Consider the following 23,842-nt stretch of genomic DNA (forward strand, 5'->3'; position numbering starts at 1 on the left):
AATCAAAATTTGGATAGAAAATTATTACGATAGTGGTAAAAAAGTAACAGATATCGCTAAAAAATTAAATCGGGCTATCCAAACCATTTATAACGTCGTTAATTTCCTTAAAAATAGTGGCAGTATTCAGAAATACTACGAGCAATATAAAGAGAATAAATCAGGCTATGGTGCCAAAAAGAAGACGTTTAACTCTAAACCAAATCATATACATTAAGGAAAAAGTGGAACTTGGTTGGTCTTCTGACGTGATCATTGGTCGTAATGAAAAACCATTAGGATGTACAGCTCGGACACTCTATCTTCGTTTTAAAGACTCGTAACTCTTTGATCCATTCACTTTACCGATGAAAGGGAAGAGAAAGCCCAATGGGCATCAGGAAAAAAGAGGCAAACAATCTTTTAGACGCACCATCGACGATCGTAAGAAAGATAATCCACAATATGAGAAATAATTTGGACATCTAGAAGTTGACACAATTGTCGGAAAAGACCATAAAAGTGCAGTCCTAACACTGGTCGAAAGATTCAGTAAACTCATCATTCCGATAAAAATTAGTAGTCGGAAAGCAAGTGTTGTGCGAATAGCTTGTGATAACTGGTTATCTTAATTGCCAAGAAATTTATTTAAATCCATTACGTTTGATTGTGGAAAAGAATTTTCTGATTGGCAAGCCATTTCAAACGTCAATGACATCAACATTTACTTTGCTGATCCTGGTTGTCCGTCACAGAGAAGCTTAAATGAACACTCTAATGGACTTCTTAGAAGAGATGGATTATCTAAGGGAATGGCTTTTACCGATATATCGCAGAAAACACTCAGTCAAACAGCCCATTTCCACAATGAAATTCCACGAAAATCATTCGGTTATCGAACGCAGTATTTGCCTATTTTATTTTATGAAATGGCCCGCAATTTACCTGAAATCAAAAAAGATTCCTTTGAAGAACATTCGCCTTATTTACAAGTGTTAAATTTAATCGATACACAGTATCAAAAACTAACACTCAATGAAGCCGCCAATCAGTTAAATTTTAATAAAAATTATTTAAGCAACTTAATAAAAGAAAAAAGTGGCAAGACATTCACTGAGTTAATTAATCAAAAAAATTGCAAAAAGCCCAATTGTTAATTCAATCCACACGCTTACCGATAAATGAGATTAGTCATATCGTCGGTTTTTCTAACAGAACCTATTTTTACCGGGAATACCTAAACTTCTTCGGTCATAAACCAGGCGATGATCGCTAGCTTAGTAAACACTATTAAATTTATACTTATGTTAAGGTAGACAGCACTTTGACTCGTTAAACATAACCTAAACAAACAAGACCGAACAGAAATCATTAAAATTCTGATCGGTCTTGTTATTTGCCATTATTCAAATACGATGGTATTCGTGTCTTCTAAAGATAACATTTGACGCATTTTTGGTAATATTTCAACATATTGTGTGTCACGATCTTCGATTGCGACACCTTCGGCTAAAGCCGCGATTGTTTGTAAATTAATCATCCAATTCGTTAAACTAATCGCTGTATTCTCATCGACAATTTCTAACCAATTAGAAAAATTAATCAACGTGGTTGTTTCAGACGTTCCCTTTAATTCAAAAGCAATCGTGCCCTCTTGCCAAGTGAAGGTGAACAATACCGGTGCTTCAATATCTAAAATCATAAAGGAATGGTCTGTTTCTAATTCATCGGTATATATCAATTTACCACCAGGACGGTAATCTTCAATCCGTAAACCTTGGGACCATTGGGTAATATACTCATTCTCAGTTAAAATTTCCCAAACACGATTAATATCCGCTTGGACTTCACCATCAAAATTGATGGTTAAACCATGATGCGGTTCATAATCATGGTCGTGATGATGGCCACAGCCACATTCATGATGGTGATGATCGTGATGATGGGCACAACCACATTCATGGTGGTGATGTTCGTGAGCATGGTCATGATGATGACCACAACCACATTCATGATGGTGATGATCGTGATGATGGGCACAACCACATTCATGGTGGTGATGTTCGTGAGCATGGTCATGATGATGGCCGCAATTACATTCATCTTGATGTTCGTGCGCGTGATCGTAATGATGGCCGCAATTACACTCATGGTGGTGATGTTCGTCCCTGTGACCTGAATAGCCACAGCCACTTGTTTCGGTTTGATTAGATGCTAATTCTTTTTCATTGGACATAGCAAGGCTCCTCTATTTAAATTTAGGTTTATAAAATTGACGACGGTCTAAAGCAAAGATGGGTTCGGTAAATTCGCCACCTTCAACTTTTGCTGTTTCGCTTAACATCATGTTTAAGTTTGCATCCATTAAGTCAATTTGATGAATCAATTCAGCTTCAACAATTTGAGGGACTACTGGACTGCCAAACTCTAATTTACCATGATGCGCTAGAACGACGTGTTTCAATAATACAATCGATTCCATTTCAGGATTAATATTGATTTCACGACAGGCTTGATCAATTAATTCCGACATGATGACAATATGTCCCATCATTTTTCCTTTTAAGGTATATTCTGTTGAGACAGGACCACTTAATTCAATCGTCTTACCAATATCATGAAGAATAATCCCCGCAATTAATAAAGACGCATTTAAATCTGGATAGATTTTTAATAAGCTTTTAGCAATTCTTAACATTGAAACCGTATGGAAACTTAAGCCTCCAACCATTGCATGATGAAATCTTTTCGCTGCTGGATAACTATAAAAGTCCTCTTCAACGGTATTCAAAATTTTATGGACAATACGTACAATATTAGGTTCTCGAATTAAGAAAATAGCTTCATCAATTTCACGTTTAATATCTTCACGTTTGACTTCAACACGTTCTAGATAAAGGGCTGGATCATTTGGTTCGCCTTCTTCAGCTAGTCGTAATTGTTTAATCTTCACTTGCGATTTTCCTTGATAACTATCACGCATTCCACGTACAAATACAACTTTTCCAGTTTGGAATTTGGCAACTTCCTCATCAGTAGCAGACCAATACATGCCATCCATCGAACCTGATTGATCTTGGAAACTAAAAGCAATAAATGGATTACCATTTCGTGCAATTTTTACTTCTGCTGATTTTATTAATAAAAAGAGGTTAAAATCTTCACCTGTTTGAATATCATACAAATAAGTCATTATTCCACCGCCTTTTCTTCTACTTGTTCAATCTCAGATAAATCAATGGTCTGTTCTTCTTTAAATGATTCAATCGCTTGTTGATCAAAAGTAAAGAACAAGACTTGGATTGTTTCACTAAATTTCTCTAACACTTGGTACATGCTTGTTTTTCTAAATTCATCAAAATTAACGAATGCATCATCAATAATAATCGGTAATTTAACCACCGTAGTAGCACTTTCAACAAATGCTAATCGTAATGCAACATACAATTGCTCTAATGTCCCTTGTGACAATTCATGTGGTTCAAATAAAATACCACTAAACTGCATCACTTTAACACCTTGTTTGTTCAGCTTAATTTGCGTATAACGTCCATAAGATAAACGTTCAAATATTTCATTCGCACGTTCAATCATAGCAGGTACTGGGTCCCCAATACCATGACGCAGTGTTTTAAAGATTAATTCCATCGCGATGCGTTTAGATGTCCACTCTAAAACAGCTTCTCTGACTTCAGCTTCTTTAATCGCTAATTGTTGCGTTAGATTTTGGTAAGTGCCATCTGATTCTAGATTACGAATCGCTACTTCTAAATTAGCACGTTCCGAATGATGTGGTACTAATTGTTCGCGTGTTAATTCCATCTTCGCTTCTAATCGTTTATATTCTTCAACTAGCGCTTGTTTATTCACTACTTCTGCAAGTGCTTCTTCGAAACCGGCCATTTGTTGTTGATATAACTCATGTTTTTCAGTTAATTCTAAAATACGTTCATTATCACGAACTTTGTCAAAGAAAATTAGTTGATTTTGACTATTCGTTGTCGCTAATATGTCATCAATTAAAGCTTGATCATCGGTAGCTTTTTGTTTCAATTGTGCAATTTTAGTTTCGGCTTCCGTAATGCGATCATTTAAATTTTGACCTCTGAACTGCGTTACTTTCAATTGGGCTTCCAATTCTTCAACATAGCGAATTTGAGCCCGTACCGATTCATCATCAAATGGGAAACGTTCGAATAGTGGTTGTAATAAAGCACGCCAATCGTTAATCAATTGTAGATTATGTTCTTTTTCTTCAATGAATTTTTCTTTTACTGATTTCGCTTCAAAATATGCTTTTACCGGATTGGTTTTAAGGACTAATTCGGGATCAGCTGTTGGATAAAACCCTATTGAAACTAACCATTTTTGTAAAGCTTTGTTGACTTCTTCACGTTCTTCCACAATTTTTTCTAAGGCTTCATCACGTTGATTTATTTGAATGCCAATTGCTTTACTTTGTTCTTGATAATCGCTTTCTTTCTCTCTTAATTCTTGTATTTTGCTAACAATTGGACTATTGTGGAAAATATTAAATCGTTTACGATGTTCAAAAAAGACATAGAGCGAACTCACTAAACCAATAACAGTTAGAATAGCCCCTAACCAGAATAATACATTCAAATTAAAGACAGAATTAATCATTTGCGATCCCATTAACATTAAACCTAAAATTAGGAAAACAATTCCCATCAAATAATGTTTTAAACTGGTCTCTTCTATCAAAACAGCTTCATCATTCATGCGTTGATTTTCAAGTTTCGCGACTTGCGAACGGACAATGGCACTATAATTCTGTTGTTCTTTGCGTTGTTCCAAATAAACTTTACGCTCGGATTTCAAATTATCTTCTTGTTTGGCTAAATCAATTTTTTTAGATTGAATATCAAGTCCGCTTTCTACTTTTAGTTGATATTCATTATCATCGGCAACGCGTTCAGGATAAAATTGACCTCTGGCCGCTAATTCGTGCATCGATTTTTCTTGTTCATCAATCCGTGCTTGAGCATACTCAATTTTAGCTTGGATGTCTTTTGCTTGTTGAGTTTTTGATAACCATACTTTACGTTCCTCTTCATGGTTCACTGCCCAATTTAAACGGGTCATCGTTCCTAATTCCCCACGAATTAACTCAATCTTTTCTTCTAATTGCCTAATTTCTGAGTGATTGTCAGAAATATCACGATTCGCTTGTTTAATCTTTTCAGGCATTTCGTCTTCAATCTCGGTAAAAACGAGTTGATCTAATTCACGCACAGCCGCTCTATCTTTGATAAAGATGTCATAGCGTCCAACTAACTTGTCTAATTCGCGCATAGAGTTGTCTATTTCTTTAATATTAGCGTTTAATTCAGCAATTGTTTTTTCTTCATCTTGTCTTTTTTGCAGTAATTGATCATATTGTCCCATAGTTTCTTTGGCAGCTTCAACTTTATAGGCTAATTGATCATATTCACTTAATAATAGATTAAGTGGACGATTTTGTGCTTGGGGACGATAAAAATCATCGGTTTCTTTTTCTAATGACTTGGCAATTTTTACAAATTGATCACTTCCCACGGTCCCAATACTTAAGAAATAATCATTAATTTGCTCGGTGTCTAATTGTGAAAGTTCTTGTAAATTTTGCAAATTGAAAGCATAAAATGTATCAAATAAACGTTCATCAAGCCCAGATAATAATGTTTCCAATAGCGCTGGGTCCTTTTCTTCTCCATCCACTGTATGAATTGAAAATTTGGAATCTGTTCGTTCAATCCATAAATCGCCTTCGGGAGTATCTATTAATAAAATACGCCCACCATAGCGACTACCTAATTTAGGTTCATAGCGATTGAGTTGATTGACACGTCGGTGTTTGGTAGGGAAACCAAATAAAATACTTCGGATAAAGGATTGTAAAGTTGATTTTCCAGCTTCATTTGGACCATAAAACAATTGTAATTGTTCATCAATTTCAAAGCTTTGGTCAACCCATTTACCATAACCATAAATATCTAACTTTTTAATTTTCATGGTTATCCTCCTCCGATTCGATACTCAAAGTTTGCAGTAATCGTTGATTAGCTTTTTCGAGAGCATCATTTTTTAAATCCTCGGTTAAAACACTATCTCTTAACCATTTTCGCATGACCGGATGCTTCGTAATCTCTTTAATGACTGTATCGTATAATGTTCCATCTTTAAATTCTTGAAGAGTCGCTAAATAGCTCTCATTCAATAGTTGGTCATATTCAAAAACCTCTAATTGATTATCCGTGACTAATTTGATTTTAACTACTTTAGTAAAGCGTTTCGCCTCATAATTCGGTTGAAATACTTCTGCTAATTGCCCAGATTCAATTTGTTCTTGTAATGCATTGGATAATTTATGAGCATGATTCAAATGAATCGTTAATAAATAAGACTGCTGAGTCCCTTCAGATTCTGCTTCATAATTAGTAACAATGTCTTGAATTTCTGAAATAATCCGCTGTTGATCCCAATCATAATCGCAATATAAATTAGCTGTTTCCCAGACAATGGATGCAAGCGACACAAACTCATTTAAGGTAGGTTGATTTTGACGTAATTCGACAAGATAAGCGCCTTTATCTCCCGATTCTTTAGCATTTTTTCCTTGAATAATACCTGGATATTGAATTAAAGGGACTTCATTTAGCACCATAGCTTGATGAATATGGCCAAGTGCCCAATAATCATATTCTTTGCTTAACAAATCTTGTAAGCTAAAAGGTGCGTAATTGGCTTGTTCGCTTTCAGTGGAATCTAAAGAACCATGTAATAAACCAATGGTGAAATCAGTTGTTCTCGGATTAATCGGATACTTTTCAATCATTCGTTCTTTAATCCAACGATGATTATAGCTAAAACCATAAATGCGGATAGTTTCATTATTTTTAGTGGTAATATCAAAGTGCTTCACTAATTCTTCCTCGAATAAATGAACATTATCAGGATAATTCATTGATAAGTGATTCTGCTCGTAATAATCATGATTACCATGGCCTATGACGACTGGAATTTCTGCTTGTTTTAGGCGATTCATTTGCTGAAAGAAAAAATGCTTAGCCGCAATAGTTTGCTTAGTCGCATCATAGATATCGCCTGAAACTAACATTAAATCTACTTTTTGATTAATCGCGATTGAGACACATCGTTCAAAAGACTCAAAGGGAGCTTGAATCAGCTTTTGTTGTAATTGATAATCTTGTTTAGCAATCCCACTAAAAGGAGTATCTAAATGTAAGTCAGATACATGTAGTAATTTCATAGCTGACTCCTTTCAATTTTGTTTTAAAAAATACCAACTGACGCAAATCGACTTCGATTGACACGCAGTTGGCAATTCAGATGGAAAATAAACTATTGTTCGTTATTTTCGCTATATACTTCTTGCAATGGTAATGTAATGATGCGATTAATGTCTTCCATAATTTGACTTAACTGACGTTCACTTTCCATTAATTTATTAATAGACTCATTGGCCATCACTTTTTCTGAAAGTTCTTGATAATCTTTAATTTCATCTTCTGTTGGTTGTTGACCAGTCATTTGCTTCATTTGGAAACTTTGTCCCATTTGTTTAAATTCTTCAAATAATTCATTAGAAGCACTATCTTCTTGAATTGCTTTCATTGTTTCTACTAAATTTTTATAAGCATCTAAGTTACGTAAATCACGTTCTAATTGATTAGCTGTATCATAAATGTTATTTTGTGTCATTTTCTAGTCATCTCCTTTTAAGTTACGTTACTATCATATCAAAATATAGACCATTCTACAATGAAATTACTAAGTAAATTATTTTTTCAGTTAGTATTATCTAATTGTTTTAAAATGGTAATTCAACTGTCTCTAACCATTCACTAGCTGATTGCCATAATTCAGAAGCCTCGTTGCCTAATCTATCAACGACTTTATTTAAGGTTTCACCCGCACCTTCTAACCATGCTTTAAAGCTATCGCCAAAAATATCTTCATCGATAAAGTTACTATCCGCTTCCATTTGTGATGCCATTTGAACATTGAAAGGTGTTTGCGGTGAACTTAACATCAAATTGGTTGTTTGAATATTGAATAGACTCCCCATACCAGTCGGCATCAACTCATCTAGGTTACCATCACCAACATTATCCAAACCAACCCAAGTAACAATGGTAAAGTCAGGTGTATAACCTACCATCCATTTATCACGGGTTTGCATATTGCCTTCGCTCACTTCAGTCGAACCTGTCTTACCAGCAATTAATCCGTAATCGGGGCCAGCACCATAAGCCGTTCCATAACCACCATAAGTGTCGAGCATCATACTCGTCATATCAGCTGAGACATTGGCTGTCATCACCTTATATTTTGTTGGGTTTTCATTATTATAAACAACTTTACCACTTGGGTCCTCAATACGACGAATAAAGTTACTTTCTAAACGCACGCCATCATTACTAAAAGCGGAATAGGCTGATGCTAATTGCTGCGGTGAAACACCGTTTTTCATGGCTCCTAAAGCAAGTGTTAAGGACTTATCTTCTTCTTCAACCTTAATACCAAATTGCGCTAATTTATTAACGGCAGTATCTATTTTAAATTGATCCATCAAGTAGACCGCACTGGTATTTTTACTTTGAGCTAAAGCATAATAAAGTTCAACTTCACCGGTATCGGACACTTGACGGTCATAGTTTTCTGGTGCGTAGTTATCACTACCATATCCTTTTACAACATCCGGCACCATCGAATGGATGGTATAACCTCTTTCCAAGGCACTCACATAGACCGCTAGGGGTTTAATCGTCGAACCAGGAGAACGATACATATCAATTGCACGGTTAAAGCCACGATAGGTATATTCGCCACGTCCTCCATAAACCGCCATTACGCCACCTGTCTTAGGGTCAACCACTACACTAGCACTTTGAACGGTCGGATCAATCCCATCATCACCAAAAATCCAGTCATTCGTATAAGAAGAATCAAGCGCATTTTGATAGTCTGTATTTAAATACGTATAAATCTTATAACCACTTGAAACTAACACATCTTCAGGTATTTTCGCTTTGGCTACTGCTTCAGAAATGGTCGCATCAAAATAAAACGGATATTCATGACTCACCGTATCATAATAAGCATCATTCAGCACAATCGAACTGACCTTAATATTTTCAACATCAGACTGTGAAAGAATACCTTCTTTATACATTAAATCAGCAATGACATTACGACGATCAATCGCTGCTTCATAATCATCAATCGGATTAAAAATATTAGGTCCTTTTAAAATACCCGTTAAAACCATACTTTCATTATAATCTAGGGTGGCGGCACTATGTCCAAAGTAACGCATAGAAGCATCCTCAATCCCCCAGACTCCATTACCAAAATAAGCATGGTTTAAATACATCTCTAAAATTTGATCTTTGGTATATTTCTTTTCAACTTCTAAAGCTAGGAAAAATTCTTTTAATTTACGATTAAACGTTTGATCTAACGTTAAAAACGCATTTTTTACTAATTGCTGTGTAATCGAACTTCCCCCACCACCGGTAGTGTTACGATTGATAATTAAGCGTACAAATGCCCGCCCCATCCCGATTGGGTCAAAGCCGACATGTTGATAGAATCGTTTATCCTCGGTATTGACGACTACTTCACGCATCGGCGTTGAAATGTTTTCTAAACTAACATAACTCCCTTTTTGATCGCGTAAAGTACCGGCCACTTCATCATTGATATCTAGGACTGTTGTATGAGACATTAACGCTTCTTGTAAAGTATCTACGGAAGTTGTTTTCGCAATCAGAACTAAATAACTGGATAAGATTAAAGACAACGTCATCCCTATGAAGATGAGCCATTTCCACCCACGATAATAGCGCCATAAATTTTTGATGCCTTGCCAGATATGACTCGACTTGTTTTGATTAGCCATTTGCGGCACCACCTTTCTTTCATCTATTTCTTCACTTACTATATTATAAAATAAATTAGAAGAATAATTGACTATCCTGCTACTAATTTGTTAAATATCAATTAAATTCATGTAAAATAGTAAGTACTTCATATTTAATCACGAAAAAAGACTGGGAGCAAGCCCCAGCCCTTCATCATCTTGTATTACAACTAATTAAGCATTCGCTTTTAAACGCTCAACTTCACGTGCAATTTCAACTTCTTCATTCGTTGGAATATTTAATACCACGACTTTAGAGTCTTCAGTTGAAATAACCGCTTCTTTACGAGTATCATTACGTTCTGCATCAATTTCTGCACCGAAAACAGTGATACCGTTAATAACATCTTCACGGACAGGAGCTGAGTTTTCTCCAATACCAGCTGTAAAGACAATCGCGTCCACACCATTCATTACGGCAATATATTGACCAATGTATTTTTGAACACGGTTAATAAAAATGTCATATGCAATTTTAGCACGTTCATTTGTTTCTTTTGCAGCCATAATTTCACGCATATCACTTGAAATGCCAGAAATTCCTAATAAACCTGATTGTTTTTGGAAGATATTTAACATTTCATTAATATCGGTAATTTCTAATTTTTTCATTAAGAAAGGAATGATTGAAGCATCAATATCACCAGTACGTGTTCCCATTGTCACACCAGCTAAAGGTGTGAATCCCATAGAAGTATCCACTGCTTTACCACCTTCAACCGCAGTAATTGACGCACCGTTACCTAAGTGACAAGTAATAATTTTTAAATCTTCAATGTTTTTACCTAACATTTCGGCAGCACGACGGCTAACATAACGGTGACTCGTTCCGTGAGCTCCATATTTACGCGCTTTGAAATCTTCATAATATTCATATGGTAAACTATATAAATAATTTTCAGCAGGTAAAGTTGTATGGAATGAAGTGTCAAATACTGCTGCCATTGTTGCATTAGGAACGCGTTCTTTAAATGCACGCATAACTGCTGCTTCCGCCGCATTATGTAATGGTGCAAATTCTGCTAATGCATCTACTTGTTCGATTACTTCATCATCTATTAAAGCAGATTCTTTAAATAATTCGCCACCTGCCACTACACGGTGACCAATTCCCGTAATTTCACCAAATGAATGAATAACATTATTAGCTTCTAATTGTTCAAATAAGATTTCAACAGCTCGATCGTGAGTTGCGATATCCTCCACTAATTTCACTTCTTGGTCGTCACCATATTCTAATTTGAATACAGAGTCATTAATCCCAATACGTTCTACTAATCCCTTAGCGATGACCGTTTCCTCAGGCATCGTATACAATTGAAATTTTAAACTTGAACTACCAGCGTTCACTGCCATAGTAATAGACATTTAACATGTTCCCCATTTCTAAATAATTTTACATAAAACCATTATAACATGAAACGCTTTATTTTTTTAGTATTAAATTCAAAAAAGTCTTATAATATTTGTGAATAGAAGCATGATTAGCTAAAAAACGACTCCTATTGTACCAATATTTTTGCTACCTGTGATTGTGAAATAATTAATCAGTTTTTAATCAGATAGCCGTTTACAGTTTTATCTAGCGTGGTATAATGATTGATGAATAAAATAAGAAATTAGGAGCTCTCAATGAAAAGAATAAATGATTATCTCAAAATGGAAACATCAACCATTATTTTCTCAATCGTGATGATTACTTTAGGTTGCGCAATCTATGCGGTAGGTATTAATAGTTTTGTTCTACCTAATAAATTTGCCAGTGGTGGCGTGTCCGGTATTGCGATTATTTTATACTATATGCGTCAAATTAATGTTGGAGCCACCAACTTTATCCTGAATGCGATTTTACTACTTATCGGCTGGAAATTTATTGAAAAGAGAACACTGGTCTTCACTATTTATGCCTTAGCTATGATGAGTTGGTTCATGGAAATTATCCAAACACCTGGATTCACCTCAGAAAATGTCTTAATTTCTTCGATTGCGGGTGGTGTCATCATGGGGATCGGTATGGGGATTATTGTCCGTGGTAATGGAACGACTGCCGGTACCGATATTATCGCTTTAATGTTGAAAAAATTCTTTGGTTTAGGATTTTCACTGGGTGTCTTCTTAATTAATTTATTAATTATTATCGCGAGTTCCTTTGTTATTGGTCTAGAAAACGCGATTGTCACGTTAATTATGAAGTTTATTGCTAGTTATATGATCGATGTATTCACAGAAGGTTTTGACCGTCGCAAATCGTTAATGATTATCTCTGAAAAACAAGACGAAGTAGCGCATGCTATTATTGAACAAGTTGGTCGTGGCTTAACAGTTTTAAAAGCCTATGGTTATTACAGTCATCGCGAAAAAGATGTTTTATATGTCATTGTGAGTCGTCATCAAGTCATCCAAATTCAACGACTCATCTCAAAAATTGATGCTAAGGCCTTTGTTACCATCTCCGATGTCCAACAAGTTATTGGTCAAGGCTTTACTTTCTACAATGCCGGCAATCGTAATAAGCGATTTTATTCAGACAATGCCAATTACTAATTCACATTAAGATAATGATACCAACAAGGGGAATTTAGAAGGGAGTGTACCAGAAGTAGAAAATTGAATAATTTTCGCTTCGTCGGTCAACCCCCACTTGTCACTTTCCCCCTTGAACAAAATTAAACGTACATCAAGATTACAAAAAATAATCGGCGACGAGATAGAAATTCAATCTTTTCTATCCCGTCGCCGTTTTATCTAAATTAATCTTAATCTTCATCCATTTGTAAGATAGCCATGAATGCTTCTTGAGGTACTTCTACAGACCCCACTTGTTTCATCCGTTTCTTACCTTCTTTTTGTTTCTCTAATAATTTCTTACGACGCGAAACGTCCCCACCATATAATTTGGCTGTTACATCTTTACGCAATGCTTTTATATTCGTTCTCGCAATAATCTTTTGTCCAACCGCAGCTTGGATTGGCACTTCGAATAATTGACGTGGGATAATGCCACGCAATTTCTCAACTAATTCACGACCACGACCATAAGCAAAATCTTTATGAACAATCATACTAAAGGCATCGATTAAGTCACCATTTAATAATATATCCATTTTAACTAAGTTAGATGGTTTGTAACCAATAATTTCATAATCTAATGACGCATAGCCTTTGGTATTAGATTTTAATTTATCGAAGAAGTCATAAATAATCTCAGCCATCGGCAATTCATAAACGACATTAACACGATAATCATCTAAGTAATCCATCGTAATAAAGTTACCACGTTTACGTTGACCAATATCCATTACTGCCCCAACATAGTCATTAGGCACCATAATCGTTGCTTTAACATAAGGTTCGAAAATCTGATCAACTTCAGTTGCTGGTGGCATCATACTTGGGTTATCAACAATTACTTCTTCACCATTCGTCTTTAATACTTTATATATAACCGATGGTGCGGTCGTAATTAAATCAATGTTAAATTCTCTTTCTAGACGTTCTTGAATCACATCCATATGCAGTAAACCTAAAAATCCAGTACGGTAACCAAAACCTAATGCTTGTGACGTTTCCGCTTCGAATTCTAAAGCAGCATCATTTAAATGCAGTTTTTCCAAAGCTTCTCGTAAATCATTATAGTCATTGGAGTCAACCGGATAAAGACCAGCAAAAACCATTGGATTTAATTTACGATAGCCTTCTAACGGTTCTGCTGCCGGACGATCAGCTGAGGTAATGGTGTCCCCTACCCGTGTATCTTGAATCGTCTTAATACCGGCCGTTAAATAACCGACATCCCCAACCATTAAATAGTCCCGCTTAATTGGTTTTGGAGAAAATACACCTACTTCGACTACTTCAAATTCTTTGCCATTACTCATTAAACGAATCGTGTCACCTGGTTTAACCGTCCCATTCACAATTCGGACATTTAAGACAACGCCGCGATAACTATCGTAAGCTGAGTCAAAGATTAAAGCTTGTAAAGGTTCATCAATATCCCCCGTCGGTGCAGGCACCTTTTCAACTACCTGCTCTAAAATTTGATCAATTCCAATACCGGCTTTGGCACTCGCAAAAACAGCTTCACTGGCATCTAACCCAATAACGTCTTCAATTTCTTGTTGAACTCTTTCAGGATTGGCTGCTGGTAAGTCAATTTTATTAATAACCGGTAATATTTCTAAATCGTTATCCAATGCTAAATAAACATTCGCTAAGGTTTGTGCTTCAATCCCTTGAGCAGCATCGACAACCAATAGCGCCCCTTCACAAGCAGCTAATGAACGCGATACTTCATAAGTAAAGTCGACGTGACCTGGCGTATCGATTAAATGAAAAATATACTCTTCGCCGTCATTTGCTTGATACTTCAACTCTACGGCATTTAACTTAATGGTGATACCACGTTCACGCTCTAAATCCATTGAATCAAGCAATTGGTCTTGCATCTCACGATCCGAAACCGTATGGGTTTGTTGTAAAATACGGTCGGCCAAAGTTGATTTACCATGGTCGATATGGGCAATAATCGAAAAGTTTCTTATTTTTTGTTGTCTTTTTAACATATCATCTCTTAAAGACATAATTTCACATCCTTTTGCTTGAATTCAGTAAAAACTTATTTCAAGCTTTATACATACATGATTAATAGTAACAAATTTTTGCTTAATTGAATAGTCATTTTTATCATATTCTCTTAAGTATTGATTGACAATGATACTTTATACAATGCTCTTATCGTATCAAACTATCCTTTTAGAAACAAATATTTAATTTTCAGTCATTTTGAGGCATTTTATCTTCCTCATCCCTCATGGCGCTTTTCCACATAAATAAGAGACTGGATGAAACTCTATAAAATTTCTTCCCAGTCCCTTTTTATTTTCTATTTCTAGATTAGTTAAAATCGTATAAAACCTTTGACGTTGACGTTATATGATTGCTAATGATTACAACCTACAAACGCGATGTTCCTACTGCGACACCGCCGTTGACGTTATATGACTGCTAATCAGTACGACCTACGCAAAAACAAACGATTTTAAACTGATTAAATCTGTTCTTACTAACGACTCATTTAATACTATGGAATATAGTAATAAGCACCATTAGTTAAGATTTCAGCCACTTGATGGACTGACATATCTGGACTTAATTCATATTCTCCTGCTTGAATTAATGTATCTAAGCCCCAGTTTGCGATAATTTCTTGTAATTCAGCTGAATCTTGAATAATACCTTCATCTGCTAAACGATTCGCGATAGTCGTTGAATCTTCCCCTTCACTAATCGTGAAAGTAGTGGTTGAGCTCGCTTCAGCTGCAACTTCATCATTATTTCCTTCCGTCGCTGCTTCCGTCGTTTCGCCTTCGGCTACCGTACTTTCTTCACCACTGGTTGGTTCAATAGAATTACCAGAAGTTGTTTCTTCTTTCTTTTCTGATTGTTTGTTCATTTGCTCTTCTAAGGCTGACATATTCTCAGATAATTTTTGTTTTTCTGACTCTAAATTACTTTTCTCTTCTTGTAATTTACTTACTTCCTCACGATATTGGGCTAATTCCTTATCGTTATTAGAACCATTAAACAAAGAGTTAACCGTCACACCCGGTACCGGTACATTTCCTTGACCAAAAACAGCATAAGCACCTGATAATAACGCCGCACATAAAAAGCCAATTCCCATTGATCTTAATGTTTGTTTACTCATGAAATCATTCCTTTCTAACGATTTTCGATGTAATCATCAACAATCGTTTGAACGGTTTTAACATTCAATGCTACATCAGCTGCAATTTCTTGCATGGTGAATCCTTGAGAATATAAACGAATTACTTCTTCTTTGGTTAATTCGGAAATTTCGGTAGTATCGACTACTTCAACTTCTTCTACTAATTGTTCTTCATCGGTAACTGTTTCGTTAGGATAATTTTGGTCACTACCATAAACTAAAGGAGAAGGTTCTTTTAATTCTTGCTCAATTTCAGCTACTCGTGTTTTAATATTATATAATTCTCTTGATTGTTGAATTTGAAATTCTTCTAATTGTTTTTCAATATTTTGATCGTCTTTTGCATAAATAGAAGCAATCAATAATACGATGGCGATTGCTAATAGTGCAATCACTAAAATCCATATATCCATAAGGCACCTCTTTCATTATTCATACTTTCTATTTTATTCAAAAAACTGAAAATTTTCAATAGTAATGCTATTACAATCAGATTAAGTTTTTCAAAAAAGTTGAAATAAATAGCGTACTGACAGTATAATAGAAGAAAGTATTGCTTTTTTATGGAGGAAATATGAAACAGGAAGAACATACAACCAAAGCCTTATATCTACTAAAGGATAAAGGTAAACATGGGTTATTCAAAATAATTTTTAGTCGTACCGGCGTTATTACCATTTTATTATTAGTTCAAATTTTCTTCCTCTTCTCAATGTTTAAGTGGTTTGGTGAATATTTTCCAATAATCAATGGTATTTCCCTTACATTTTCAAGTTTTATTGTTATTTATATTTTAAACTCACACAAAATTAGTGCCACTGCCAAAACAACCTGGATTATGGTAATCATGACTTTCCCAATCTTTGGTGGCTTACTCTATGCTTACACTCATAGTAATTTAGGACATCGAATTTTAGCGCGTCGCATCAATCATTCCATCGTCCGCAGTGAACATAAAGTTCGCCAAAATCCACAAGTGATAGAAAAGCTAACTAAAGTTAATGAAGGAACTGCTACCCTTGCTCACTATCTAAGATTAAATGGTAATTATCCTGTCTATAATCAAACGACAACTGAGTACTTTAAAACGGGTGAAGATAAATATCAAGCGATGATGATTGAATTAGAAAAAGCCCAACATTTTATCTTTTTAGAGTATTTTATTATCCAAGAAGGTGAAATGTGGGGACACATTCTAGAGATACTTGCCAGAAAAGCAGCCGAAGGGGTTGAGGTGCGTGTCATGTACGATGGTACCAATGCCTTTACCAAAGTTCCTTGGGATTATGATGCGAAGATTCGTCAATTAGGGATTCAATGTAAGATGTTCGCCCCGATTACACCATTTGTATCCACTCACTACAATTACCGTGATCACCGTAAAATACTGGTCATTGATGGGCATACGGCTTTTACCGGTGGCGTTAACTTAGCGGATGAATATATTAACTTAATTCACCGCTTTGGTCATTGGAAAGATACCGCCATTATGTTAAAAGGTGATGCGGTTAAGACATTTACCCTGATGTTTTTACAACTATGGAATATGGATGAAGAAAAGCCGCGTTATTCTGCTTATTTAAATGAAGCCAATCCCCTACCTAACAAACAAAATGGCTTTATCATTCCTTATGGAGACGAACCTTTTGATAATGAAAAAGTTGGCGAAAATGTTTATATCGATATCTTAAACCGTGCTAATCGATATGTACACATCATGACCCCCTATTTAATTCTTGATAGTGAATTAGAAAATGCTATCAAATTTGCTTCCAACCGTGGTGTGGAGGTAAAAATCATTTTACCAGGTATTCCTGATAAGAAAATTCCTTTTGCCCTTGCAAAAACATACTACGCCTCTTTAATGGATGCCGGTGTTGATATCTATGAATATACGCCTGGTTTTATCCATGCAAAAGTTTTTGTCAGTGATAATGATACGGCGGTTGTAGGTTCCATTAATTTAGATTATCGTAGCTTGTATCATCATTTTGAATGTGGTGTTTTACTTTATAAAACAGACTCGATTGCCGATATTGAAGAGGATTTCCAAGAAACATTAGGAATGTCAGAACTTATCTTATTTGATAAACTGAATAGTCGTCCCTTTACTCAAAAATTAACAGGGTGGATCGTTAAAATCTTTGCGCCACTCTTATAAAAATGGTACCTGATGGCTAAATTATTATTATCAGGGTTGTCTAAATTATTTCATAACGTATATAAATTATTAATTTAAAAGAGACCGAGTAGACGTTTAATTGATACGAACGACTCTGTCTCTTCTTTTATGTTATAATAGAGGCTAAGTTTGTAAAAATCTTTAAGACGAAAGGATGTCCATGATGACCTATCAATATATTTTTATCGATTTAGACGATACGATTTTTGATTTTCAAAAAAGTGAACAAAAAGCCTTTAAAAAATTAACGGAACATATTGGTTTCCCCTACTCAGATGACCTATTCAACCAATTTAAACAATATAATCAACAACTATGGCATCAAATCGAATTAGGGACACTTAGTAAGTCAGAACTACTCGCAACCCGCTTTCCGAATTTTTTTGAGCAGTTCGGTTTTTCGGTAGTATCGGATAATATGGATGATTATTTCCGTGATCAACTTGCAGAAGCTGGTGATTTGATTGATGGTGCAGAGAACTTCTTAATTACGCTACAACAACATCAAAAAACATTACTAGCAGCATCCAATGGCGTCTATCCAACGCAAATAAAACGTCTAAATCAAACTGGCATCATCGGCTATTTTGACTATATCTTTATCTCAGAAAAATTAGGCTTTAGTAAACCTGATACTCGCTTTTTCGAAGAATCATTTAAACAAATTAATGATTTTGATTTTGAACAAGCCATTATGATTGGTGATAGTCTTACCTCTGATATGCGTGGTGCGCACAATATTCAAATGCATTCGATTTGGTATAATCCTCACCAAAAGCAACAGCCAGACGACTTAACCATCACCTATCAAGCACAAAACTTCAAAGAAATATTAGATATTTTAATTTAAACTATCAGTGGACGAGCGATAAAATCCAGCACTTTGTTAAACTTGTCCACTTTTTATTCAACCTTTTATACTAATGAATTCTAATCAAGAGCAAAACTCAATCGTTTTTCAACTTTTTGTCTAATTCTTACTGTACGGGAGGTGAATAAACAATTCGAGAATCAATCGATTTGCTTCATTTTTTACTCCGATCAAGGTTTAAAAAAAACAACTGAATTCGTCTTTAACAGCCTTTTTTAAAACCTATACCTGTAAATTGTAATTTTATTTTGCATTAAATTTAAGGGGTGCTTTGCACTAATAAATCGAGTAGGAGACTAGCCATTAATTGACTAGTCTCCTACTCGATTTAAAATAGTCCTTTTTTCAATATATAAATACTTTAACTGCCATAAGCATACCCTTTTTCCAGTTCGTCTTTACTTGTAGTTATTTCTATTGTGATATGATCCTTTACACCCGATGTATGGGCAAGCTCTGCAATTTCTTCTTTGATTTCCCTAGTCTTGTTTATATCGGAAGAGTCTATAAGAACCGTAACGATAAGGGCATTTTCTTCTCCGTCCAGTGACCAAGTGTGAAAATGAGAGAGGTCCTTTACAGCAGGAATATTGTTAATGGAGTTCGCCAGGTTCTCTACGTTTACATTTTCCGGCGAACCGTTCAATAAAATTTTCATTGTACTGAAAAATTCAGGTACAGTTTTATAGAGGATATAGAGTGCTATCAAAATCGATAAGATTGGATCCAATCGATAAGCCTCGGTAAAGTTCATTACGATACTCACAACCAAGACCCCAATCCACCCTAATACATCTTCTCGCATATGCAGGTTCAACATGCCTTCGTTTTTAGATGACCCTTTGCTTAGAATCCAAGCCGCATATCCATTCAATCCAATATCCACGAGTGAAAGCCAAAACATGCCACTGTAATTAACCGGTTGCGGATCAATCAAACGTGGGATACTTCGGTAAATCATAAAAAATGAGCCGCCGATCAGTACTACTCCAGTTATCAACGCCCCTAATAATGAAAAGCGGTTATAACCAAAAGTGAACTGTTCATCTTGCTGCTTTTCTGAGTACCCCTGGAAAAACCAAGCGAATCCAATAGAAATGGAATCTCCTAAATCATGAACGGCGTCGGACATAATTGACACACTATTGAAAAGAGACCCAAAGAAAAATTCAATCATGGAAAAAATAAAGTTGATGAAAAAAGCAATTTTAATATTTTTATTCGGTTGATTTTGGTGCGAGTGATTTTCTTGTTTCTCTGACTTTGAAATTTTAAAAACCTCCATTTAGTTTTATACCTTATTAGCTTTTATTGTTCTTGTTCATTGATATGAGTTAATACTTGTTCGAGAATACTGAAAACATGAAGATCATCAAGACTGTAAACCATGCTTTTCCCTTCTCTTCTTGCCTTCACTAAACGTGAATCTTTCAATATTTTTAGTTGGTGTGAAATCGCGGACTGTTCCATATCCAATGCAAGCACAATGTTTCCAACACTGAGCTCTTCTTTCTGTAAAAGAAAGAGAATTGACAAGCGTGTAGGGTCACTAATCACTTTGAATACTTTGCTTATTGATTGGATCTTCTCTTTATTGATTGGCGAAGTTGTTGATGTATCCATATGCTCTTATTCCTCTCACATGATTTTCTATTCATATATATAATACCACATGAGTAAAACGATGCTAGTTTTTTGTTTATAGACAAAATTAAGACTTTTGTATCAGCAATAGTAGTCCATTTGAATAAGAAGCATCTTGTCTTGACAAAACTCATACAGTGAGTTAATATGATTTTATAAACATATGATTTGTTGTTCATATGTAAAACGTAAAGATTCCATTTACATATGGGACAACTGAAAGGAGTCAGAGACAATGGAAATTACTTGAATACTTCTCTTCTTTTAGTGGGAATTTGTGTGATTTAATAAGTAAATGAATGGAAATCAAAGGAATTATATAGGAAGGTGATAAAAATGGAAACTATCGAAGAACAACAATCTCAAGAAAAACATAATCACAACCACGACCATGACCATGAACACGGAAAAATGCCAATCGTTTTATACTTTATTGGTTTAGCCTTAGCGGTGATCGCTTTATTTTTGAATGAAGATTATCAGTTAATGCGAAATATTTTATTCTCAATCGCTACAATCAGTGCAGGATATCATGTCATTATTCTTGAAGGCCTTGGAGAAACAATCGAGAACTCCAAAGTTCAAAAAAAGTTCATGCCCAACTCTCACATTTTGATGGGATTAGCGGCCATTGGCGCTTCTTTAATGGGGAATTTTTGGGAAGGTACATTATTGATTCTTATTTTTTCTGGTGCACATTTTTTGGAAGATTATGCAGAAGGAAGAAGTAAACGAGAAATCACGAAATTACTCGAAATGAATCCAACGACTGCCCGGTTAATCCAGCCTGATGGCAGTACAAAAAATGTTGACGTCAGTGAATTAAAAGTGGGAGATAAACTTCAAGTATTGAATGGCGATCAAGTCCCCATTGATGGCGTCATTTTGTCAGGCTCTACGTCCATTGATGAGTCATCTATTAATGGAGAAAGTATCCCAAAAGAGAAGTCCAAAGGAGACGACGTTTTCGGAAGTACAATCAATGGAACAGGTACTTTCACAATGGAAGTCACTAAAGAAAATAAAGATACAGTATTTTCAAAAATTTTACAGTTAGTAAACCAGAACCAAGACAACCAAACAAAAGCTGCGAGTATAATCCAAAAATTTGAACCGAAATACGTTACAGTTGTTTTAATTGCCATTCCGTTATTCATGTTATTGGCTCCTTTTCTCCTAGACTGGACATGGTCACAAAGTATCTATAGAGGATTGGTCCTTTTAGTGGCAGCTTCACCCTGTGCTTTAGCAGCGGCTACTGTATCGGTAACTTTATCGACGACTTCTAACTTGGCCAAAAAAGGCGTCCTTTCAAAAGGTAGTTCTTACCTGTCTCAATTAGCCGATACTCAAGCCATTGCATTTGACAAGACAGGAACCTTGACTAAAGGAAAACCTGAAGTAACCAATTACTATTTTGCTGATTCCGTGAACGAAGAAAACATGATTGATATCGTAGTAGCTCTTGAAAAAGAATCCAATCACCCTTTAGCAGATGCTATTCTAAGAAAGTTTGAGCAAAAAAATAAACTAACTATCGAAGTAGAAAACCAGATCGGCAAAGGATTGACAGGAGATTACAAAGGGAGAAATTATCGTATAGGAAAACCGACTTCGTTTGACGATGTTTCAGATGAATATAGTCGTTTAAATAATGAATGGTCGTCAGAAGGTAAGACGGTCGTATACGTAGCAGTAGATGAGGCTGTTATAGGTCTTATTGCCCTCATGGATGTTCCGAGTGAGCATGCAAAAGAAACCATTGATTATTTCAAAGAACAAGGCATACACACCACATTAATTACTGGTGACTCAGAAATGACGGGTAAAGCTGTCGCTAAACAATTAGGAATAGATGAAGTGATTGCGAATGTCATGCCGGAAGACAAATCCAGAATTATAGACGAACAAAAAGAAAAATACGGTGTAGTTACCATGGTTGGAGACGGAGTGAATGATGCCCCCGCTCTCGTAAACGCAGATGTGGGAATCGCTATGGGAGATGGGACCGATGTGGCAGTAGAGGTATCGGATTTAGTTTTAATGCAAAACGATTTATCCAAATTGGTACAATCTCATAATATATCTACGAAAATGAATCGTGTCATTTGGCAGAATATTATTTTTTCAATGGCCGTTGTTGCCTTTTTAGTTGTCGTTAGTTTCTTAGGCTTAACGGATATTGCAATCAGTGTCATTATTCATGAAGGAAGTACATTGGTTGTTATTCTGAATGGGCTTCGATTGTTAAGGTCTAATTCTAAGCCTATCAAAAATTAATAACCTGTTTCAAATATTAACTAATTCTCGTTTTCATATGCCTCTGAAGTTTTGGAAACTTTAGAGGCATATTTTTATAAATCAGTTAGTATCAAAAACAATCGATTATGGGACGATTTTAAATAACAACTTTTATAGACTAGAAGAAGGGTTTTTAGTGCCAAAACTTTGCTCTTTATCTACGTATCTTTACCCACCCTTTATGATACAGTTGAGAAAATCAAAATAGAGAAGGAAGAGGATTATGAGTGGGTATATATATGGGTATGCAAGGGTAAGTACACGATCACAAGAATTGTCTCGTCAGTTGGATTTGCTCAATGAACATAACTGCAACGAAATACTGACCGAAAAAATGACGGGAACCAAAGCTAACCGTCCGCAATTAAATCGGCTGAAAGATAAATTGCGTCCAGATGATACAGTTATCGTGGAAAGCTTCTCTCGTTTGGGGCGCAGCACAAAAGATTTAATTGATCTTGTAAATTACTTTGAAGAACATAATGTAAAGTTGATCAGCTTAAAAGAGAATTTTGATACGGTCACTCCCCAAGGGCGACTTATGATGACTGTGTTTCAAGCATTTAGTCAATTTGAACGAGATTTGATTGTTGAACGCACAAAAGAAGGTTTAAAAAGTGCTCGAGCTAGAGGGCGAAAAGGCGGGCGTCCTCCTGTGAACCAACGAGATATTGAACGAGCAATAAAATTGTACAAAAGTGAGGAATATAGTGTGAAAGAAGTTGTTGAGATGACAGGAATCAGCAAGTCAACGCTTTATCGTTACTTGGATAAATAAAAATTGACGATTAATTTTATTTAATCGTGGGAAAGAGGTGTTCTCATGAACCAAGAACTTCCTCCATTAACTTCATATTCAGAAGAACTACGACAAAATGCGATGGATAAATATCAAGTGATTGCCCCTTATCTTAAGCATGAAGAAAGTTTGAGTAATATTGCTGAAGAATCAGGGGTTCCAAAAAGAACTTTATACCATTGGGTAAATCAATATCAACAATCAGGGTTTAAAAGATTGATCCGAAGAAAGCGCTCGGATTCAGGAAGCTTTAAAGTAGAAGAAAATGTACAAGAAGAAATTAAAAAGCTTATATTTGAAAACAAAAAAACACCTTAACTTCTATTCATCGGAAAGTCTGTAAAATTTGTAAAAAGAAAAATTGGGCCCCGCCTAGTTACAATCAA

At 35.5% G+C, this 23,842-nt stretch carries 19 protein-coding genes and 1 pseudogene; 8 read left to right on the forward strand and 12 right to left on the reverse strand.

Annotated features, from left to right (window positions below; translation table 11 throughout):
* Nucleotide 1: 1 nt before the first annotated feature.
* Both GSA01S_RS10480 and GSA01S_RS11235 read left to right on the forward strand, forming a co-directional pair.
* Nucleotides 2-881 (forward strand): annotated as a pseudogene (locus GSA01S_RS10480) (IS30 family transposase); the annotation flags it as partial.
* A 248-nt stretch (nt 882-1,129) separates the two neighbouring features.
* Nucleotides 1,130-1,255: a helix-turn-helix domain-containing protein gene (locus GSA01S_RS11235; RefSeq protein ID WP_373276901.1), complete on the forward strand. Its 126-nt coding sequence runs from the start codon at nt 1,130-1,132 to the stop codon at nt 1,253-1,255.
* Nucleotides 1,256-1,381: 126 nt separating this feature from the next.
* On the opposite strand, the gene GSA01S_RS02265 is transcribed toward GSA01S_RS11235, so the two are convergent.
* From GSA01S_RS02265 to GSA01S_RS02295, 7 genes are all read right to left on the reverse strand, one after another.
* Nucleotides 1,382-2,215 (reverse strand): SRPBCC domain-containing protein, encoded by an 834-nt coding sequence (locus GSA01S_RS02265; RefSeq protein ID WP_066124434.1) that lies wholly within the window; start codon nt 2,213-2,215, stop codon nt 1,382-1,384.
* 12 nt (nt 2,216-2,227) lie between these two features.
* Nucleotides 2,228-3,172, reverse strand: a complete 945-nt coding sequence (locus GSA01S_RS02270) for a 3'-5' exoribonuclease YhaM family protein (protein WP_066124436.1) — start codon at nt 3,170-3,172, stop codon at nt 2,228-2,230.
* On the reverse strand, nt 3,172-5,994 hold the full coding sequence (locus GSA01S_RS02275) for an ATP-binding protein (RefSeq protein WP_066124439.1): 2,823 nt from the start codon (nt 5,992-5,994) through the stop codon (nt 3,172-3,174). The genes GSA01S_RS02270 and GSA01S_RS02275 overlap by 1 nt, the downstream gene beginning before the upstream one ends.
* Nucleotides 5,984-7,252 (reverse strand): metallophosphoesterase family protein, encoded by a 1,269-nt coding sequence (locus GSA01S_RS02280; RefSeq protein WP_066124442.1) that lies wholly within the window; start codon nt 7,250-7,252, stop codon nt 5,984-5,986. The genes GSA01S_RS02275 and GSA01S_RS02280 overlap by 11 nt, the downstream gene beginning before the upstream one ends.
* 92 nt (nt 7,253-7,344) lie before the next feature.
* Nucleotides 7,345-7,704 carry a YlbF/YmcA family competence regulator gene (locus GSA01S_RS02285; RefSeq protein WP_066124444.1) on the reverse strand — a complete coding sequence of 120 codons (360 nt, stop codon included), beginning with the start codon at nt 7,702-7,704 and terminating at the stop codon, nt 7,345-7,347.
* 109 nt (nt 7,705-7,813) lie between these two features.
* Complete coding sequence (locus GSA01S_RS02290) at nt 7,814-9,907, reverse strand: transglycosylase domain-containing protein (protein ID WP_174519393.1); 2,094 nt, start codon at nt 9,905-9,907, stop codon at nt 7,814-7,816.
* A gap of 195 nt (nt 9,908-10,102) precedes the next feature.
* On the reverse strand, nt 10,103-11,296 hold the full coding sequence (locus tag GSA01S_RS02295) for an acetate/propionate family kinase (protein WP_066124446.1): 1,194 nt from the start codon (nt 11,294-11,296) through the stop codon (nt 10,103-10,105).
* A 264-nt stretch (nt 11,297-11,560) separates the two neighbouring features.
* Here GSA01S_RS02295 and GSA01S_RS02300 point away from each other — a divergent pair, with 264 nt between their 5' ends.
* Nucleotides 11,561-12,472 (forward strand): YitT family protein, encoded by a 912-nt coding sequence (locus tag GSA01S_RS02300; RefSeq protein WP_066124447.1) that lies wholly within the window; start codon nt 11,561-11,563, stop codon nt 12,470-12,472.
* A 212-nt stretch (nt 12,473-12,684) separates the two neighbouring features.
* On the opposite strand, the gene lepA is transcribed toward GSA01S_RS02300, so the two are convergent.
* From lepA to GSA01S_RS02315, 3 genes are all read right to left on the reverse strand, one after another.
* Nucleotides 12,685-14,511, reverse strand: a complete 1,827-nt coding sequence (lepA, locus tag GSA01S_RS02305) for a translation elongation factor 4 (RefSeq protein WP_066124448.1) — start codon at nt 14,509-14,511, stop codon at nt 12,685-12,687.
* 500 nt (nt 14,512-15,011) lie between these two features.
* On the reverse strand, nt 15,012-15,638 hold the full coding sequence (locus GSA01S_RS02310) for an endolytic transglycosylase MltG (RefSeq protein WP_066124450.1): 627 nt from the start codon (nt 15,636-15,638) through the stop codon (nt 15,012-15,014).
* Between the two features lie 14 nt (nt 15,639-15,652).
* Complete coding sequence (locus GSA01S_RS02315; RefSeq protein ID WP_066124454.1) at nt 15,653-16,072, reverse strand: helix-turn-helix domain-containing protein; 420 nt, start codon at nt 16,070-16,072, stop codon at nt 15,653-15,655.
* Between the two features lie 161 nt (nt 16,073-16,233).
* Between GSA01S_RS02315 and cls the strand changes: the two genes are divergently transcribed.
* Together cls and GSA01S_RS02325 are read left to right on the forward strand one after the other, a co-directional pair.
* The gene (cls, locus tag GSA01S_RS02320) at nt 16,234-17,820 is read left to right on the forward strand and encodes a cardiolipin synthase (RefSeq protein WP_157064754.1); all 1,587 of its coding nucleotides are present in this window, start codon (nt 16,234-16,236) and stop codon (nt 17,818-17,820) included.
* 184 nt (nt 17,821-18,004) lie between these two features.
* The gene (locus GSA01S_RS02325) at nt 18,005-18,691 is read left to right on the forward strand and encodes a YjjG family noncanonical pyrimidine nucleotidase (RefSeq protein WP_066124456.1); all 687 of its coding nucleotides are present in this window, start codon (nt 18,005-18,007) and stop codon (nt 18,689-18,691) included.
* Nucleotides 18,692-19,073: 382 nt separating this feature from the next.
* Here the strand turns inward: GSA01S_RS02325 and GSA01S_RS02330 are convergent, their stop codons facing one another.
* Together GSA01S_RS02330 and GSA01S_RS02335 are read right to left on the reverse strand one after the other, a co-directional pair.
* The gene (locus GSA01S_RS02330; protein WP_066124458.1) at nt 19,074-19,997 is read right to left on the reverse strand and encodes a cation diffusion facilitator family transporter; all 924 of its coding nucleotides are present in this window, start codon (nt 19,995-19,997) and stop codon (nt 19,074-19,076) included.
* A gap of 23 nt (nt 19,998-20,020) precedes the next feature.
* Nucleotides 20,021-20,335 (reverse strand): ArsR/SmtB family transcription factor, encoded by a 315-nt coding sequence (locus GSA01S_RS02335; protein ID WP_048728532.1) that lies wholly within the window; start codon nt 20,333-20,335, stop codon nt 20,021-20,023.
* Nucleotides 20,336-20,692: 357 nt separating this feature from the next.
* On the opposite strand from GSA01S_RS02335, the gene GSA01S_RS02340 reads away from it, so the two are divergent.
* The 3 genes from GSA01S_RS02340 (at nt 20,693) to GSA01S_RS11030 (ending at nt 23,774) form a co-directional block, all read left to right on the forward strand.
* Nucleotides 20,693-22,636 carry a heavy metal translocating P-type ATPase gene (locus GSA01S_RS02340; RefSeq protein WP_066124459.1) on the forward strand — a complete coding sequence of 648 codons (1,944 nt, stop codon included), beginning with the start codon at nt 20,693-20,695 and terminating at the stop codon, nt 22,634-22,636.
* Nucleotides 22,637-22,880: 244 nt separating this feature from the next.
* Nucleotides 22,881-23,435, forward strand: coding sequence for a recombinase family protein (locus GSA01S_RS02345; protein WP_066124461.1), 555 nt, complete (start codon nt 22,881-22,883; stop codon nt 23,433-23,435).
* Nucleotides 23,436-23,480: 45 nt separating this feature from the next.
* The gene (locus GSA01S_RS11030) at nt 23,481-23,774 is read left to right on the forward strand and encodes a helix-turn-helix domain-containing protein (protein ID WP_245631245.1); all 294 of its coding nucleotides are present in this window, start codon (nt 23,481-23,483) and stop codon (nt 23,772-23,774) included.
* The last annotated feature ends 68 nt before the right edge of the window (nt 23,775-23,842 follow it).

The organism is Globicatella sanguinis NBRC 15551 (assembly GCF_001552295.1).
In the GTDB taxonomy this organism is placed as follows: domain Bacteria; phylum Bacillota; class Bacilli; order Lactobacillales; family Aerococcaceae; genus Globicatella; species Globicatella sanguinis.

Bases quoted from the DNA above. Each gene is read 5' to 3' on its own strand.
- GSA01S_RS02265 (WP_066124434.1), bottom strand. From the start codon at position 2,215: ATGTCCAATGAAAAAGAATTAGCATCTAATCAAACCGAAACAAGTGGC.
- GSA01S_RS02270 (WP_066124436.1), bottom strand. From the start codon at position 3,172: ATGACTTATTTGTATGATATTCAAACAGGTGAAGATTTTAACCTCTTT.
- GSA01S_RS02275 (WP_066124439.1), bottom strand. From the start codon at position 5,994: ATGAAAATTAAAAAGTTAGATATTTATGGTTATGGTAAATGGGTTGAC.
- GSA01S_RS02280 (WP_066124442.1), bottom strand. From the start codon at position 7,252: ATGAAATTACTACATGTATCTGACTTACATTTAGATACTCCTTTTAGT.
- GSA01S_RS02285 (WP_066124444.1), bottom strand. From the start codon at position 7,704: ATGACACAAAATAACATTTATGATACAGCTAATCAATTAGAACGTGAT.
- GSA01S_RS02290 (WP_174519393.1), bottom strand. From the start codon at position 9,907: ATGGCTAATCAAAACAAGTCGAGTCATATCTGGCAAGGCATCAAAAAT.
- GSA01S_RS02295 (WP_066124446.1), bottom strand. From the start codon at position 11,296: ATGTCTATTACTATGGCAGTGAACGCTGGTAGTTCAAGTTTAAAATTT.
- GSA01S_RS02300 (WP_066124447.1), top strand. From the start codon at position 11,561: ATGAAAAGAATAAATGATTATCTCAAAATGGAAACATCAACCATTATT.
- lepA (WP_066124448.1), bottom strand. From the start codon at position 14,511: ATGTCTTTAAGAGATGATATGTTAAAAAGACAACAAAAAATAAGAAAC.
- GSA01S_RS02310 (WP_066124450.1), bottom strand. From the start codon at position 15,638: ATGAGTAAACAAACATTAAGATCAATGGGAATTGGCTTTTTATGTGCG.
- GSA01S_RS02315 (WP_066124454.1), bottom strand. From the start codon at position 16,072: ATGGATATATGGATTTTAGTGATTGCACTATTAGCAATCGCCATCGTA.
- cls (WP_157064754.1), top strand. From the start codon at position 16,234: ATGAAACAGGAAGAACATACAACCAAAGCCTTATATCTACTAAAGGAT.
- GSA01S_RS02325 (WP_066124456.1), top strand. From the start codon at position 18,005: ATGACCTATCAATATATTTTTATCGATTTAGACGATACGATTTTTGAT.
- GSA01S_RS02330 (WP_066124458.1), bottom strand. From the start codon at position 19,997: ATGGAGGTTTTTAAAATTTCAAAGTCAGAGAAACAAGAAAATCACTCG.
- GSA01S_RS02335 (WP_048728532.1), bottom strand. From the start codon at position 20,335: ATGGATACATCAACAACTTCGCCAATCAATAAAGAGAAGATCCAATCA.
- GSA01S_RS02340 (WP_066124459.1), top strand. From the start codon at position 20,693: ATGGAAACTATCGAAGAACAACAATCTCAAGAAAAACATAATCACAAC.
- GSA01S_RS02345 (WP_066124461.1), top strand. From the start codon at position 22,881: ATGAGTGGGTATATATATGGGTATGCAAGGGTAAGTACACGATCACAA.
- GSA01S_RS11030 (WP_245631245.1), top strand. From the start codon at position 23,481: ATGAACCAAGAACTTCCTCCATTAACTTCATATTCAGAAGAACTACGA.